Annotated in this window: 17 protein-coding genes; 9 read left to right on the plus strand and 8 right to left on the minus strand. The window is 68.7% G+C overall.

What is annotated here, in order from left to right; genetic code table 11:
* Positions 1 to 12 precede the first annotated feature (12 nt).
* Entirely contained in the window at positions 13 to 561 is a 549-nt protein-coding gene (locus PRL19_RS14405; RefSeq protein ID WP_273743362.1) for a cytochrome b, read from the minus strand.
* Between the two features lie 102 nt (positions 562 to 663).
* On the opposite strand from PRL19_RS14405, the gene PRL19_RS14410 reads away from it, so the two are divergent.
* Genes PRL19_RS14410 through PRL19_RS14430 form a run of 5 tightly spaced genes read left to right on the plus strand, consistent with a single transcriptional unit; the run spans position 664 to position 5,436 of the window.
* A complete protein-coding gene (locus PRL19_RS14410; protein ID WP_273743363.1) occupies positions 664 to 1,407 on the plus strand; it encodes a CDP-alcohol phosphatidyltransferase family protein in 744 nt (247 codons plus the stop codon).
* Positions 1,404 to 2,981, plus strand: coding sequence for an alkaline phosphatase family protein (locus tag PRL19_RS14415; RefSeq protein WP_273743364.1), 1,578 nt, complete (start codon positions 1,404 to 1,406; stop codon positions 2,979 to 2,981). Before PRL19_RS14410 ends, PRL19_RS14415 begins: the two co-directional genes overlap by 4 nt.
* Entirely contained in the window at positions 2,978 to 3,922 is a 945-nt protein-coding gene (locus PRL19_RS14420; RefSeq protein ID WP_045998988.1) for a lysylphosphatidylglycerol synthase transmembrane domain-containing protein, read from the plus strand. The genes PRL19_RS14415 and PRL19_RS14420 overlap by 4 nt, the downstream gene beginning before the upstream one ends.
* Entirely contained in the window at positions 3,919 to 4,968 is a 1,050-nt protein-coding gene (locus PRL19_RS14425; protein ID WP_273743365.1) for a glycosyltransferase family 4 protein, read from the plus strand. The genes PRL19_RS14420 and PRL19_RS14425 overlap by 4 nt, the downstream gene beginning before the upstream one ends.
* Positions 4,969 to 5,022: 54 nt before the next feature.
* Positions 5,023 to 5,436 (plus strand): VOC family protein, encoded by a 414-nt coding sequence (locus PRL19_RS14430; RefSeq protein WP_273743366.1) that lies wholly within the window; start codon positions 5,023 to 5,025, stop codon positions 5,434 to 5,436.
* 3 nt (positions 5,437 to 5,439) lie between these two features.
* On the opposite strand, the gene PRL19_RS14435 is transcribed toward PRL19_RS14430, so the two are convergent.
* The 3 genes from PRL19_RS14435 to PRL19_RS14445 are packed head-to-tail and all read right to left on the minus strand — an operon-like array spanning position 5,440 to position 7,747.
* Complete coding sequence (locus PRL19_RS14435) at positions 5,440 to 6,783, minus strand: sensor histidine kinase (protein ID WP_273743367.1); 1,344 nt, start codon at positions 6,781 to 6,783, stop codon at positions 5,440 to 5,442.
* Positions 6,780 to 7,442, minus strand: coding sequence for a response regulator (locus PRL19_RS14440; RefSeq protein WP_273743368.1), 663 nt, complete (start codon positions 7,440 to 7,442; stop codon positions 6,780 to 6,782). Before PRL19_RS14440 ends, PRL19_RS14435 begins: the two co-directional genes overlap by 4 nt.
* Positions 7,442 to 7,747 carry a PepSY domain-containing protein gene (locus PRL19_RS14445; RefSeq protein WP_273743369.1) on the minus strand — a complete coding sequence of 102 codons (306 nt, stop codon included), beginning with the start codon at positions 7,745 to 7,747 and terminating at the stop codon, positions 7,442 to 7,444. Before PRL19_RS14445 ends, PRL19_RS14440 begins: the two co-directional genes overlap by 1 nt.
* Positions 7,748 to 7,879: 132 nt before the next feature.
* Here PRL19_RS14445 and PRL19_RS14450 point away from each other — a divergent pair, with 132 nt between their 5' ends.
* On the plus strand, positions 7,880 to 8,596 hold the full coding sequence (locus tag PRL19_RS14450) for a calcium-binding protein (RefSeq protein ID WP_273743370.1): 717 nt from the start codon (positions 7,880 to 7,882) through the stop codon (positions 8,594 to 8,596).
* Between the two features lie 30 nt (positions 8,597 to 8,626).
* Here PRL19_RS14450 and thyX read toward each other — a convergent pair whose 3' ends face one another.
* Positions 8,627 to 9,532: an FAD-dependent thymidylate synthase gene (gene thyX, locus PRL19_RS14455; RefSeq protein WP_045999591.1), complete on the minus strand. Its 906-nt coding sequence runs from the start codon at positions 9,530 to 9,532 to the stop codon at positions 8,627 to 8,629.
* Positions 9,533 to 9,669: 137 nt separating this feature from the next.
* Between thyX and PRL19_RS14460 the strand changes: the two genes are divergently transcribed.
* The gene (locus tag PRL19_RS14460) at positions 9,670 to 10,098 is read left to right on the plus strand and encodes a VOC family protein (protein WP_148912353.1); all 429 of its coding nucleotides are present in this window, start codon (positions 9,670 to 9,672) and stop codon (positions 10,096 to 10,098) included.
* A gap of 45 nt (positions 10,099 to 10,143) precedes the next feature.
* Here PRL19_RS14460 and PRL19_RS14465 read toward each other — a convergent pair whose 3' ends face one another.
* From PRL19_RS14465 to PRL19_RS14475, 3 genes are all read right to left on the minus strand, one after another.
* Entirely contained in the window at positions 10,144 to 10,599 is a 456-nt protein-coding gene (locus PRL19_RS14465; RefSeq protein ID WP_127899388.1) for a MarR family winged helix-turn-helix transcriptional regulator, read from the minus strand.
* Positions 10,600 to 10,775: 176 nt separating this feature from the next.
* Positions 10,776 to 11,078 (minus strand): FAD assembly factor SdhE, encoded by a 303-nt coding sequence (locus tag PRL19_RS14470; protein WP_273743371.1) that lies wholly within the window; start codon positions 11,076 to 11,078, stop codon positions 10,776 to 10,778.
* Positions 11,071 to 11,418 (minus strand): helix-turn-helix domain-containing protein, encoded by a 348-nt coding sequence (locus PRL19_RS14475; RefSeq protein ID WP_042249702.1) that lies wholly within the window; start codon positions 11,416 to 11,418, stop codon positions 11,071 to 11,073. Before PRL19_RS14475 ends, PRL19_RS14470 begins: the two co-directional genes overlap by 8 nt.
* Positions 11,419 to 11,499: 81 nt before the next feature.
* Here PRL19_RS14475 and PRL19_RS14480 point away from each other — a divergent pair, with 81 nt between their 5' ends.
* Positions 11,500 to 12,702, plus strand: coding sequence for a pyridoxal phosphate-dependent aminotransferase (locus tag PRL19_RS14480; protein ID WP_273743372.1), 1,203 nt, complete (start codon positions 11,500 to 11,502; stop codon positions 12,700 to 12,702).
* A gap of 53 nt (positions 12,703 to 12,755) precedes the next feature.
* Positions 12,756 to 13,133, plus strand: a complete 378-nt coding sequence (locus tag PRL19_RS14485; protein ID WP_252927274.1) for a host attachment family protein — start codon at positions 12,756 to 12,758, stop codon at positions 13,131 to 13,133.
* The last annotated feature ends 28 nt before the right edge of the window (positions 13,134 to 13,161 follow it).

A 13,161-nucleotide genomic window follows, 5' to 3' on the forward strand; every position in this document is an offset into this window, starting at 1 on the left:
CCTGTCGAGGGCTCAGCGCGCCCGCGGCGGCCACATCCGCGCCCAGACCCCGTCGCGACGGACCAGCGCATGGTGCAGCGCCGCGCCGACATGCAGGGCCAACACCGCCATCAGCGCCCAGGCCGCCAGTTCGTGCAGGCTGCTGGCGGCGTCGGCCAGGGGCTTTGACCGGGGGACCAGCGTCGGCATTCCAAGCGCATCCAGCCCCTCGATCGGAAAGCCGCCCGCGCGCACGCGGACGTACCCCGACAGCGGCATCACGATCATCAGCCCGTACAGCGCCAGATGCGACAGCCCCGCCACCCGCCGCTGCCAGTCGGGCATGGTCGCGGGCAGCGGCGCGGGCGGATGCGTCAGCCGCCAGACCAGCCGCACCGCGATGATGACGATCAGCAGGCTGCCCACGTTCTTGTGAAACAGGTACAGCGCGTCGCCCAGGCCGCGGTCCAGCCCGTCCTGCACCATCAGCAGACCCACCGGGATCATCGCCAGGATCAGCGCCGCGACCAGCCAGTGCAGCATCCGCGCCGTGGTGCCATAGCCTGCGGGTCGGTGATCCATGGCGCAGCCCTCCTGTCGTGACAGGATAGCCCGGGATCGTGCTGAGGCAAGCCTGTTCAGAAGTCAGCTTGACGCGTCATGCCCCTGTCATATGTTCACCCGATGCAAATTTCCCGCCCCGACCTTACCAATCCCACCGTAAGACCGGCCCCCGCCGCAGGCCGCCGCCTGCCCGAGGGGTTGATCCTGGCCATTCCCGCGGGATTGGCCCTGAACCTGGGCATCGGCGTGATGGTCCTGGGCCAGGGCACGGGTGCCCTGGTCGCGGGCGTCGTCTATCTGGCGGGGGCCGCGCTGGTCTGCGTTGCGATGCGCAGGCATTATCCGCATGCCAGGCTGGGGTCGTGCAACGCGGTGACGCTGATGCGCATGGCGCTGACGACGGCGTTGATCGCGCCCCTGGTCGGCGGGGTCGCGGCGGGCTGGGCAGTGGCGGCGATCGCGACCATATCACTGACCCTGGACGGGGTGGATGGCTGGCTGGCGCGGCGCAGCGGCCTGTGCTCCGATTTCGGTGGCCGTTTCGACATGGAGGTCGACGCCGCGCTGGCCCTGATCCTGGCGCTGCACGCCCTTGCCGGCAGCCCCGTCGGACCCGAGATCCTGGCCCTGGGCGTCATGCGCTATCTGTTCATCGGGGCGGGGCTGGTCTGGCCGTGGATCATGGCGCCGCTGCCGGTCAGCTATGCCCGCAAGGCCGTCTGCGTGCTGCAGCTTGCGACGCTGATCGCGCTTCAGGTGCCGGTCCTGTCGGACGATCTGGCGATCACCCTGGCGCGGATCGCGGCGGCGGCGCTGATCTGGTCCTTTGGCCGCGACGTACTGTGGTTGCGGGGCCATCGGTGACCCCCCGGCCCTTGTCGGTCCTTGCCGCCATCCTGCTGCTGCACGTCCTGCTGGCGCTGCCCGCGCATCCCGATCAGCTGGCCTGGGCCGCGCTGGCACGCCCGGCGCCGGAACTGGCGGTGCTGATCCTGCTGGCGCTGGCCGCGGGCCGGACGGTCGCGGGGCGGCTGCTGCGCGTGGCGGCGACCCTGGCCCTGACGCTGGTCACCGTGCTGAAGGTCGCGGACCTGGCAATGCTGGAAAGCCTGGGCCGCAGGTTCAACCCGGTCGCGGACCTGCCCCTGATCGATGCATCCGTCCGGCTGATCGCCGGCAGCCTGGGCCCCTGGCAGGCGGCGGGTGCGGTTCTGGCCGCGCTTCTGGCCACGTTGCTTATCGTAGCGGGCACATGGTGGGCGATGGGCGTGCTGATGCGCCGGGCCCCGCGTGCCGCCTGGATGCGGATCGCCGGTCTGGCAGCCTCTGTCGCGGGGATCGCACTGCTGGCGGTAATGCCGCCCCCGACGGCCGCCTATGCCATCGACCGCGCGCAGCTGTCGGCACGCACCGTGACAGAGCTGCGCCAGTTCAACGAACAGGCGCGCCAGGACACGCTGGCCGGGCTGCAGGATCCGCTGGCGCTGATCGACCGCGACGTTCTGGTGATCTTTCTGGAAAGCTATGGCCGCACCAGCTTTGACACGCCCTTCTATGCCGACACGCACCTGCCCCGGCTGCGCCAGGGACAACAGGTGCTGCAGGATCGCGGATTGGCCATGGCATCAGGCTTCCTGACGTCGCCGACGCATGGCGGGCAAAGTTGGCTGGCGCATGCGACGCTGGCCAACGGGCTGTGGGTCAATGACCAGACGCGTTATCAGGCGGCCATCGCCAGCGGGCGCCGCACGCTGTTCCACCACGCCGCCGATGCCGGGTTCCGTACCGCGGCCGTGATGCCCGCCATCGTTCGTCCTTGGCCCGAGGCGTCGACGATGGGCTTCCAGCGGATCCTGGCGGCACCCGACCTGGGCTATCGCGGGCAGCCGTTCAACTGGGTCACCATGCCCGATCAATTCACGCTGGCCGCCACCGACCGCCTGTTGCGCGACGGCAGCGACCCGCGCCGCCTGTTCGCGCAGATCGCCCTGATCTCGTCCCACGCGCCCTGGACCCCTGTCCCCGAAATGCTGCCCTGGGAGGATCTGGGCGACGGCACCGAATTCGACGCGATGGCGCAAGCGGGCGATCCGCCGAACGTCGTATGGCGCGACCGCGACCGGGTGCGGGCCCAGTATCGTGACACGATCGACTATACGCTGCAGGCGGTGCTGGACTATGCCGCGCGGCAAGAAGAGGACGCGCCCCTGATGATCCTGGTCGGCGATCACCAGGCCGCCACCACCATCGGCCTGGACGACCGCCGAGAGGTTCCGATCCACGTCATCGGCCCGCCCGATCTGGTCGCGCGGACCGACGGTTGGGGCCTGACGCGGGGGCTGGTCCCGGAACCGGGCAGCCCGGCGATGCCGATGGAGGCACTTCGCGACCGTTTCATGCGCAACTTTTCCGGGTCCCTGGACGTGCCTCCTGCATGAACGTGACACGTAGTCTTCAAATTCTGGTCGCCCTGGCGGTGATGGCGCTTCTGTGGTTCGGCCTTGACGGCCAACAGGCGCTGCACCTGCTGGTGCGTGCCGATCCGCTGTGGCTGGCGGCCGCCGCGCTGGCCCTGACGGCGCAAACGGTGCTGTCGGCGATGCGCTGGCGGCTGACGGCGAGGCAGCTTGGCCAGACCATCCCCCTCACCCGGGCCATCGGCGAATACTACCTTGCGCAGGTCGTCAACCAGTCGCTGCCCGGCGGTGTCGTGGGCGATGCCGGCCGCGCAGTCCGCGCGCGTCATCAGGCGGGCCTGCGCCGCGCCGGCGCCGCCGTCGCGATCGAGCGCCTGGCGGGCCAGGTCGCGCTGTTCCTGGTGCTGGCGGCGGGCGCGCTGACCGTGACGCTGATGCCGGGCGGGCTGACGTTGCCGTCTTGGGTCATGGGCCTGATCGGCGCGCTGCTGAGCGTCGCGCTGATCGCGATGCTGGCCATCGGCGGCGCGGGACAGCTGCCTGGGCGCGCGGGCACCGCCGCACGCGATCTGCGGGGCGCGTTGCGCGTCACGCTGCTGGCGCCGGGCGCCCTGCCGCGTCAGGTGGCGCTGAACCTGGCGATCACCGGGGCCAACCTTGCGGCCTTTGCCTTCTGCGCCGCGGCCACCGGCACGATGATGTCCCCGGTCGAGACCGCCGTTCTGGTGCCGCTGATCCTGCTGACCATGATCCTGCCGCTGACCGTCAGCGGGTGGGGTCTGCGCGAGGGTGCGGCCGCCGGGCTGTTCCCCCTGATCGGCGCCAGCGCGCAGGCGGGGCTTGCCGCCAGCCTGGCCTTCGGCCTGATGTTTCTGGCCAGCACCCTGCCGGGGCTGCTGGTCCTGCTGGCGCAGCGCCGCGTCAACCGTCCCGCCCCCGCAGCCATACAGGCAGACCCGTGACCGACCCAAAGACCCTGACCTTTGCCCTGCCGGGCGACATCACCACCCTGACCGGCGGCTATATCTACGACCGCCGCATGGTCCAGGGGCTGCGCGACCAGGGCCGGCATGTCGATGTCCTGGCCCTGCCCGACAGCTTTCCGACCCCGTCCGACAGCGACATGCGCCAGGCGCTTGACGCGCTGCAGGCGTTGCCCGCGGATCGGCCAGTGATCATCGACGGGCTGGCCTTTGGCGCGCTGGACCCGCAGGGGGTGGCCGCGATCCGCGCGCCCATCGTGGCGATGATCCATCATCCCCTGGCCCAGGAAAGCGCCCTGCCCGCCGATCTGGCCGACCATCTGTGGCGGACCGAGCGCGCGAACCTGGCCCATGCGCGCCACGTGATGGTGCCCAGCCAGCATACGCGCGACATGCTGGTCGACCGCTATGATGTGCCCGCCGACCGGATCACCGTCGCCCGCCCCGGCACCGACCGCCCGGAACAGCCCGCCACGCCGCAGGACCCGCCGCTGATCCTGTCGGTGGGCATCCTGCACCCTCGCAAGGGTCATGATGTCCTGATCGCCGCGCTGGCGGCGTTGGCCGATCTGGACTGGCAGGCGGTGATCGTGGGCAACCCCTGGGACGCGGCCCATGTGGCCGACCTGCAGGCGCAGATCGCCGCCAGCGGACTGGATGGACGGCTTGAGCTGGCCGGACGGGTCGAGGCGGATCGCCTGGCGGACCTGTACCGAAAGGCCTCGATCTTTGCACTGGCGACCCGGTACGAGGGTTACGGCATCGTCTTCGACGAGGCGCTGTCCCATGGCCTGCCCATCGTCAGCACGCGCGCGGGCGCGGTGCCGGGAACGGTTCCGGCCGATGCGGGCCTGCTGGTCGCACCCGACGATGCGCCCGCGCTGGCGCAGGCGCTGCGCCGCATGCTGACCGACCCGGCCGAGCGTGCCGCACGGGCGGCCGCCGCCGCACGGGCGGGGGCGGCGCTGCCGAGCTGGTCGGACACCGCACGCGTGGCGGGCGGGGTTCTGGACGCGCTGGACTGACTTGCGGGGCGCGGCCCGCGCGTGCATCACTGCCCCGCAACCACGGAGGCCGCGATGAAATCCCTGTTCCACCTTGCCATCCATGTCACCGACCTGGACGCGGCCCGTCGCTTCTATGGCGACATCCTGGGCTGTGCCGAGGGTCGGTCCACCGACACCTGGGTCGATTTCGACTTTTTCGGCCACCAGCTGTCGCTGCATCTGGGCACGCCCTTTCCCACGACCCGCACCGGCCGGGTGGGCGATCACATGGTGATGATGCCGCATCTGGGGGTCGTGCTGCCGCTGGCGGATTGGCTGGCCTTGGCCGACCGCCTGGCCGCGGCGGGCGTGTCCTTTGACATCCCGCCCCAGATCCGCTTCAAGGGCCAGCCCGGAGAGCAGCGGACGATGTTCTTCTTCGACCCCTCGGGCAACCCGATCGAGGTCAAGGGCTTTGCCGATTTCGACGGTCTGTTCGCGTCCTGACCATCAGTCCGGGTGGCGCGGCAGGTGCAATTCCGCCGCAAGGCCCGGCAGCATGTTGATCAGCTCAAGGCGACCGCCCGCGGCCTCGGCGATGTCGGTGACGATGGCCAGACCGATGCCGTGACCGTCGCCACCCTGGTCCAGCCGCACGCCGCGCTGCGCCAACCGCGCCAGTTCTGTGTCGGGAACGCCTGGCCCATCGTCGCGAATGACGATGGCCACCCGATCGCCATTCGCGCGCAGCACGACCTGCACCCGCGACCGCGCATGGCGCGCGGCGTTTTCCAGCAGCGCGCCCAAGGCCTCGGTCAGGTCATCGGGATCGATGCGCAGCGCGACCGCCTGCGGCAGGTCGACCTGCCAGTCCAGCCCGGCACCCGCGGGCGTGCGTCGCAACACCTGCACCAGCCGGGCAACGACCGGCGCGGGATGCGCGCGGGCCTGTGCGGCGTCGGTGCGGATGCGCGCGCGCGCCAGTTCACGGTCGACATGACGGCGCATGACGGTAACGACATGTTCGATGCTGTCGGCCTGTTCGGTCCGCCCCTGATCGCGCAGCGCCTCGGCATCGCCCAGCAGCGCCTGCAGCGGCGTCTTGAACCCGTGCGCCAGATCGCCGGCGCGGTGGCGCGCGCGATCCAGCTCTCGGTCGCGATCGTCCAGCAGATGGTCCAGCTGGCGTGCCAAGGGCGCGACCTCGGCCGGTAGATCGTCGCCCAGACGCCGCCTGCGCCCCTGCGCCAACCCGCGCAGATGCGCGCCGACCTGGGCCAGCGGGCGCAGGCCAAGCGTGACCTGGACGAAGGACGCCGCCAGCAGCAGCGCCGCCAATCCTGCCAGCCAAGGGACAAGGTCGCGCAGAAAGGCCGCACGGGCCTGCGCGGAATCTTCCATGTCCTCGGCCACGATCAGGCGGATGGGCGACGCGGTCGCGCCCTGCCCGATCAGCACCTGCTGATCCAGCGCCAGCAGGCGCTGGTCGCCCGGCCCGTCCAGCTGCAGCACCCGCCCCTCGCCCGGCGGCGGCGCATCCGCGGGCACAGGCAGCGTCACGTCCCACAGCGACCGCGACCGCAGGGGCTGGTCCCCCAGCCACACCTGCCAGTAATGCCCCGAGAATGGCAGCTGCCACGACGGGTTGCGAGGCTGGTCGCGCATCTGCGGCAGCGTGCCGGGTTCGATCACCGACAGCAGAACAAGCGCCCGATCGCGCAGGTCCGACACGGCGACGCGCTGGACATGGCGGTCGAACAACACCGCCAGCATCGTCACCGACAGCGCCATGACCAGCAGGATGGTCGCCCCGCCCAGCAGCATCAGCCGCAGGCGCAGCGACAAAGGCCTCATGCACCGCCCTCCAGCAGATAGCCGAAGCCGCGCCGCGTCGCGACGATGCCCGGACCCAGCTTGCGGCGCATGCGGGTCACCACCGCCTCCAGCGCGTTGGCCTCGCGCGCGTCATCGTCGCCGTAAAGGTGCTCCAGCAGTTCCGTGGGCGAGACGACGCGGTCGCGGTGAACGGCCAGATGCGCGATCAGGCGGAACTCCAGCGGGGTCAGCGGGACCGGCACGCCATCGACCAGCGCCGTCATGCGGTTCAGATCGACGGTCAGGCGGCCCGCCTCGATCCGCGGTTCGGCCCGGCCGCCTGCCCGGCGCACCAGGGCGCGGGCCCGCGCCACCAGCTCCTCCATGCGGAACGGCTTGGGCAGATAGTCGTCGGCACCGGCCTCGATCCCCTCGACCCGCTCGGTCCAGGCGCCCCGTGCGGTCAGAATCAGCACGGGCGAATCGCACCCCTCTGCCCGCCAGCGTTTCAGCACGGTCAGACCGTCCAGGTCGGGCAGCCCCAGGTCCAGCACGATCAGGTCGTACCCCTCGGTCCCGCCCCGGAACCAGGCGTCCTGGCCCGATGCGGTGCCGTCCACGCGGAACCCGGCCACCGTCAGCGCCCGGCCCAGATCGGCGGCGATCCGGCTGTCATCTTCGACCACAAGGGCGCGCATCAGTCGTCGTCTTCCTCGTATCCCAGAATCGCCCCCGTGCGGGCGTCCAGCTCTATCTCGATCAGGCGGCCCTCGGGGGTCAGCACCTCGATCTCATAGAGCCACAGGCCGTCCTCGTCTTCCAGCTCGACCTCGACGATGCGGCCGGGATGGCGCGCCTCGATCCGCGCCAGGATCTGTTCCAGCGGCAGCATGTCGCCGCGGTCCACCGCCTGGCGGGCGGTCTCGTAATCGGGGGCGATCGGCTGCGCCGCAAGGGTCAGCGGCAGCAGGATCAGCATCAGGCCGGACAGGGATCGTTTCATCACCGCGTCCTAGCACGGCCAAGCTGACAGCCCGCTGACAGCCCCCGTCAGCCTGCTGTCAGCGGGCCCGTGATATCGCGATTCGCACAGGGCCGCCGCATGGGTGGCCGGCAACATGAAAGGATCGCTTGAATGGCACGCTATAACGGAACCTCGGGTGCAGACCGGATCAACGGCAGCGCGTTGGCAGACCTGATCTATGGGCGCGACGGCAACGACGTGGTGAATGGCAATCGCGGCTTCGACCGCATCTGGGGCGAGAACGGCAACGACGTGCTGAACGGCGGCGCGGGCAATGACAGCCTGGCGGGCGGTGCGGGCAACGACCTGCTGCGCGGCGATGACGGGAACGACGATCTGTGGGGCGGCTTCGGCTTCGACACCCTGTTCGGCGGCCGGGGCGACGACGAGTTGGAGGGCAATCAGGGCAACGACCTGCTCTATGGCGGTCAGGGCCGGGACGACCTGGAGGGCGACGGCGGCAATGACCGGCTGTTCGGCAACGAGGGTAATGACGAGATCGAGGGCGACGACGGCGCCGACATCCTGCACGGAAACCAGGGCAACGACACGCTGGACGGCGGTCGGGGCAACGACATCCTGGCCGGGGGGATCGGCGCCGACCGGTTCGAATTCGACCTGGGCGACGGGCGCGACCGTATCGTCGACTTCCAGAACGGCCTGGACCGGATCGAGATCGACGACCTGGACCGCGGCCAGGTCCAGCGCGCCATCAACGGCGCCGTGCAGCAGGGCGGTGACACGATCCTGACGGTGAACGCGTCCACCGTGATCGTGCTGGAGGATTTTAACCGCGCCAACCTGGACCTGAACGACTTCACGTTCTGATCCGGACGGGGGCGCGTGGCGCGCCCCCGTTCAGCCCCAGACGGCTTGGAACTCGCGCCATTCACGCGCGCCCATGCCGGCATTTTCCTGCGTGACGACCTCTCCGGCCAGGCGCCGCCGCAGCGCATCGGCGGCTTGCGCGGACAGGTTCACGGCATTCATCCGGTAATCCTGGAATGCACCAAAGGCGGCGGGCACCCAGTCGCGGGTGATGTCGCACATGATGTCGGCATAGGCCCGGATCTCGTACTGGGCATGGCTGTCGGCGCGCAGGCGCAGGAAATGCAGCAGGTTGTGCAGGTCCACCTTCCAGTACCACTGGGTATAGATGTTCGCGGGCAGGTTCATGCGCGCCAGTTCCCGCGCCAGACCCTGCTGCCCCTCCTGGCTCAGCATCGCCTCATAACTGTCATAGCTGCGCATCGCGTCCTCGCGCAGCAGGTCCAGCACGCGCTGCGCCTCGGCGCCCTGCAGCACCTCGCCCCGGCCCTGGTGGTTCTGCGACGACTGCGCGGCCAGATGCTCGGGCGCGGGGATGTAGAATTCCCGGTCCAGGATCGAATAGCGGCCGGAATACTCGTTCACGTTGGCGGTGCGGTGACGGATCCACTGGCGGGCCACGAAGACCGGCAGCTTGACGTGGAACTTGACCTCGCACATCTCGAAGGGCGTCGAATGCCAGTGCCGCATCAGATAGCGGATCAGGCCCTCGTCGTTCTGCACCGACTTGGTCCCTTTGCCATAGCTGACGCGCGCCGCCTGACAGATTGCCGCGTCGTCGCCCATGTAGTCGATGACCCGCACCAGCCCGTGATCCAGAACCTGATGCGCCACGTACAGGTGGTTCTCCATCCCCTCGGACACGGCGCGCAGCGTCTGGCGAGGCGTGGCGCGCTGGCTGTCGATCTCGGCCTGCTGTTCGGGCGTGAGGGGCATTGCGGCGGTCCTTTCAGGCGGTGCGGTGACCCTCGTCCTAAGTCAAGAACGCGACTGCGGCAACCGCCCCCGCGGGGGTTGCGTTGCGCCGGCGTCAAGACCATGTCTCCTTCAACCCAAACGTCAAAGGATACTCTATGAACATCCGCTATCTGCACACGATGGTCCGCGTGAAGGACCTAGACAAGACGATGGACTTCTTCCGCCTGCTGGGCCTGGAGGAAACGCGCCGCATCGACAACGACAAGGGCCGCTTCAGCTTGGTGTTCATGGCGCCTCCGGGCCAGCCGGAATGCCCGGTGGAACTGACCTACAACTGGGACGGCGATGACGGCCTGCCCTCGGACAGCCGCCATTTCGGCCATCTGGCCTACCGCGTCGGCAACATCTACGAGATGTGCCAGAAGCTGCAGGACGCCGGCGTCACGATCAACCGCCCCCCGCGCGACGGCCACATGGCCTTCGTGCGCAGCCCGGACAACGTGTCGATCGAGCTGCTGCAGGAAGGCGATCACCTGCCCCCGCAGGAGCCGTGGTCCAGCATGGAGAACACCGGCACCTGGTAAGGCGCCAGAAAACGGCACACCCGGCCCCGCAGGGCCGGGTTCAATTCAATAGATATAGCGGATCTGCTCGGTCCAGAACCGCTCGATGCGGCGGCATTGCAGGTTCACCTGATCCAGCGGCGGATCCTCCAGCACGCCCGACATGGCTAGCCCTTCGGCGTGGCGGATGAAAAGGCGCTGCACCAGGTCGCGCACCGCCTGGCCCTCGGCCGTCAGGCGCACCCGTACCGAGCGTCGGTCCATGTCGCAGCGTTCGTGATGGACATAGCCCATCGCGACCAGCTTCTTCAGATTGTAGCTGACGTTCGATCCCTGATACATGCCGCGCGACCGCAGCTCTCCGGCAGAGACCTCGGCCTCGCCCAGATTGTACAGGATCATGGCCTGGACCGGGGTCAGGTCGCCCCGGTGCAGGCGTTCGAATTCGTCCTTGACCAGATCTAGCATCAGCCGGTGCATCCGCTCCAGCAGCTGCAGGGATTCCAGATAGGCGTCGGTCATGTCCGACAGGGGCACGTCCAGGGCCGTGGGATCGACTGTCGGATGCTGTTCGCGGGGTGCAGGTGCAAGCATGGCTTCGGGATGTCCTGTCCTGTTCGTCATGACCTCTCAATGACAGAGAAAAGACAATCTTCGGTTAATTGCCGCCTCTTCCTGCGCCAGGAATGCCGAAATTTTTAGCGATCGACCGCAAAGCGCGTCGCGGCATGTTGCGCGATCCGATCCAGCATCGGGGTCAGCATCTGCGGTGCCTCGCGGGTGGGACCGTCGCCGATCCGCGCGGTGACCCACAGGTACAGATCCTGATCGTTCTCGGCCAGCATGCGTTCGTACAGGTCCAGATCGGGGCCGGACAGCCCGGACAGGCAATCATCGGCGAAGCGGCCTAGAATCAGGTCCATCTCCTTCATGCCGCGTCGCCAGCTGCGCATGTGTAGACGTTTCAGGCGGTTCTCGGGGGTTTCCAGCGTATCAGCCATGCGACAGTGCTTCCTCCAGACGGTCCACGCGGGCGGCGGCCTCGGCCAGCAGGCGGCGCAGATCGGCCAGCTCGGCACGCAGGGCCGCCCCCGCGCTTGCGTCTTGCGGTCCCGCGCCCTGCCCCGTCAACAGCCAAACCGGCGAGACGCCGGTGACCGTGGCGATCCGTCCCATCAGGCTGGCCGTCGGTTCGGCCTGATCGACCTCCCACCCCTCCAGCGTCTCGGGGCGAAGGCCAAGCGCATCGGCCATGGCGGCAATGTCCAGGCCCGCACCTTCGCGCGCGGCGGTCAGGCGGTCGCCAAGGGTCGCCACCGGTTCGGCATAGCTGTCGATCATGTCTCTCGTCCTTGTGAGGGCGTGCGGCGCAGCGTATGCCATGCGGGCCGACAGTTCAAACCGACAGCAGCAAGGTGTCTCATGGCGTTCATCTCGGACCGGCTGGCCCGCATCAAACCCTCGCCCACCATCGCGATGACCACCCGCGCGGCGGACCTGCGCGCACAGGGACGCGACATCATCAGCCTGTCCGCCGGAGAGCCCGATTTCGACACCCCGGAAAACGTCCGTGACGCGGCAAAGGCCGCGATCGACGCGGGCCACACCCGCTATACCGCCGTCGACGGCACGCCGTCCCTGAAACGCGCCATCGCCGACAAGTTCGCGCGCGAGAACGGGCTGGACTATGCGCCTGCCCAGATCACCGTCGGCACCGGCGGCAAGCAGATCCTCTACAATGCGCTGATGGCCACGCTGGACGACGGCGACGAGGTGATCGTGCCGGCACCCTATTGGGTCAGCTATCCCGACATGGTCCTGCTGGCGGGCGGCACGCCGGTCGTCGTGGAATGCGACCAGGCATCCGGGTTCCGCCTGACCCCCGACGCGCTGGAGGCCGCGATCACCCCGCGGACCAAGTGGCTGATCCTCAACTCGCCCTCGAACCCGTCGGGCGCGGGCTATGACCGGGCGCAGATGGCGGCGCTGTGCGATGTGCTTCTGCGTCATCCTCAGGTCTGGGTGCTGGCCGACGACATCTATGAGCACCTGGTCTTCGACGGCTTCGCGTTCTGCACCCCCGCACAGGTCGAACCCCGGCTGAAGGACCGCGTCCTGACCATGAACGGGGTCAGCAAGTCCTATGCCATGACCGGCTGGCGGATCGGCTATGGGGCGGGCCCCGAGGCGCTGATCAAGGCGATGGCCAAGCTGCAGTCGCAATCGACCTCGAACCCCTGCTCGATCAGCCAGTACGCCGCAGAGGCCGCGCTGACCGGGCCGCAGGATTACATCACCGACAGCCGCGCGGTGTTCCAGCGGCGGCGCGACCTGGTCGTGGCAGGGCTGAACGCCTGTCCGGGGCTGGACTGCCCGGTGCCGCAGGGGGCGTTCTACGTCTATCCGTCGATCGCCGGGCTGATCGGCCTGACCAGCGCCGGCGGCACCTTGATCGACAGCGACGAAGCCTTTGCGAACGCGCTTCTGGACGAAACCGGGGTCGCGGTCGTCTTCGGTGCGGCATTCGGCCTGTCGCCGCATTTCCGCATCTCCTACGCCACCAGCGACGCCGTGCTTCAGGACGCGATGGCACGCATCCGCCGCTTTTGCGAAGGCTGCAACTGACCGGTCCCGGCTTGCGTTGAACCCGTGAAAGCGAACGCAAGAAGGAGCTGACCATGCTGCCCCACAATGCCCTGGTCGTCGTTGCCGACGGCCACTCTGCCACCCTGTTCCGCAACACGGCCAAATCCGGGCTGGAACTGTCGGAAACGACCAAGGTGACGCAGGAGAGCCTGTCGGGCGACGGCGCGCAGATCGACGAAGGGTCGCCCCGGGATGACGAGGAGGCGACGTTTGCGGCCCAGCTGTCGCGTCACCTGAACGCGATGGTGCTGAAGAATAAGTTCGAGGATATCGCGATCATCGCAGACCCTTCGACCTTGGGCGTCATGCGCAAGCACTATCACAAGGAACTGCAGCTTCGGCTGCGCAAGGAAGTCGCCAAAACGCTGACGAATTCCGACGTCCAGACCATCCAGAACAGCCTGTCCTGAAGACCCCGGACAGACCAAGGGCGCCCCG

This window comes from Paracoccus marcusii, from assembly GCF_028621715.1.
Lineage (GTDB): Bacteria > Pseudomonadota > Alphaproteobacteria > Rhodobacterales > Rhodobacteraceae > Paracoccus > Paracoccus marcusii.

Bases quoted from the DNA above. Each gene is read 5' to 3' on its own strand.
- PRL19_RS14460 (WP_148912353.1), top strand. From the start codon at position 9,670: ATGAACATCCGCTATCTGCACACGATGGTCCGCGTGAAGGACCTAGAC.
- PRL19_RS14450 (WP_273743370.1), top strand. From the start codon at position 7,880: ATGGCACGCTATAACGGAACCTCGGGTGCAGACCGGATCAACGGCAGC.
- PRL19_RS14410 (WP_273743363.1), top strand. From the start codon at position 664: ATGCAAATTTCCCGCCCCGACCTTACCAATCCCACCGTAAGACCGGCC.
- PRL19_RS14420 (WP_045998988.1), top strand. From the start codon at position 2,978: ATGAACGTGACACGTAGTCTTCAAATTCTGGTCGCCCTGGCGGTGATG.
- thyX (WP_045999591.1), bottom strand. From the start codon at position 9,532: ATGCCCCTCACGCCCGAACAGCAGGCCGAGATCGACAGCCAGCGCGCC.
- PRL19_RS14465 (WP_127899388.1), bottom strand. From the start codon at position 10,599: ATGACCGACGCCTATCTGGAATCCCTGCAGCTGCTGGAGCGGATGCAC.
- PRL19_RS14485 (WP_252927274.1), top strand. From the start codon at position 12,756: ATGCTGCCCCACAATGCCCTGGTCGTCGTTGCCGACGGCCACTCTGCC.
- PRL19_RS14470 (WP_273743371.1), bottom strand. From the start codon at position 11,078: ATGGCTGATACGCTGGAAACCCCCGAGAACCGCCTGAAACGTCTACAC.
- PRL19_RS14430 (WP_273743366.1), top strand. From the start codon at position 5,023: ATGAAATCCCTGTTCCACCTTGCCATCCATGTCACCGACCTGGACGCG.
- PRL19_RS14480 (WP_273743372.1), top strand. From the start codon at position 11,500: ATGGCGTTCATCTCGGACCGGCTGGCCCGCATCAAACCCTCGCCCACC.
- PRL19_RS14440 (WP_273743368.1), bottom strand. From the start codon at position 7,442: ATGCGCGCCCTTGTGGTCGAAGATGACAGCCGGATCGCCGCCGATCTG.
- PRL19_RS14475 (WP_042249702.1), bottom strand. From the start codon at position 11,418: ATGATCGACAGCTATGCCGAACCGGTGGCGACCCTTGGCGACCGCCTG.
- PRL19_RS14435 (WP_273743367.1), bottom strand. From the start codon at position 6,783: ATGAGGCCTTTGTCGCTGCGCCTGCGGCTGATGCTGCTGGGCGGGGCG.
- PRL19_RS14405 (WP_273743362.1), bottom strand. From the start codon at position 561: ATGGATCACCGACCCGCAGGCTATGGCACCACGGCGCGGATGCTGCAC.
- PRL19_RS14445 (WP_273743369.1), bottom strand. From the start codon at position 7,747: ATGAAACGATCCCTGTCCGGCCTGATGCTGATCCTGCTGCCGCTGACC.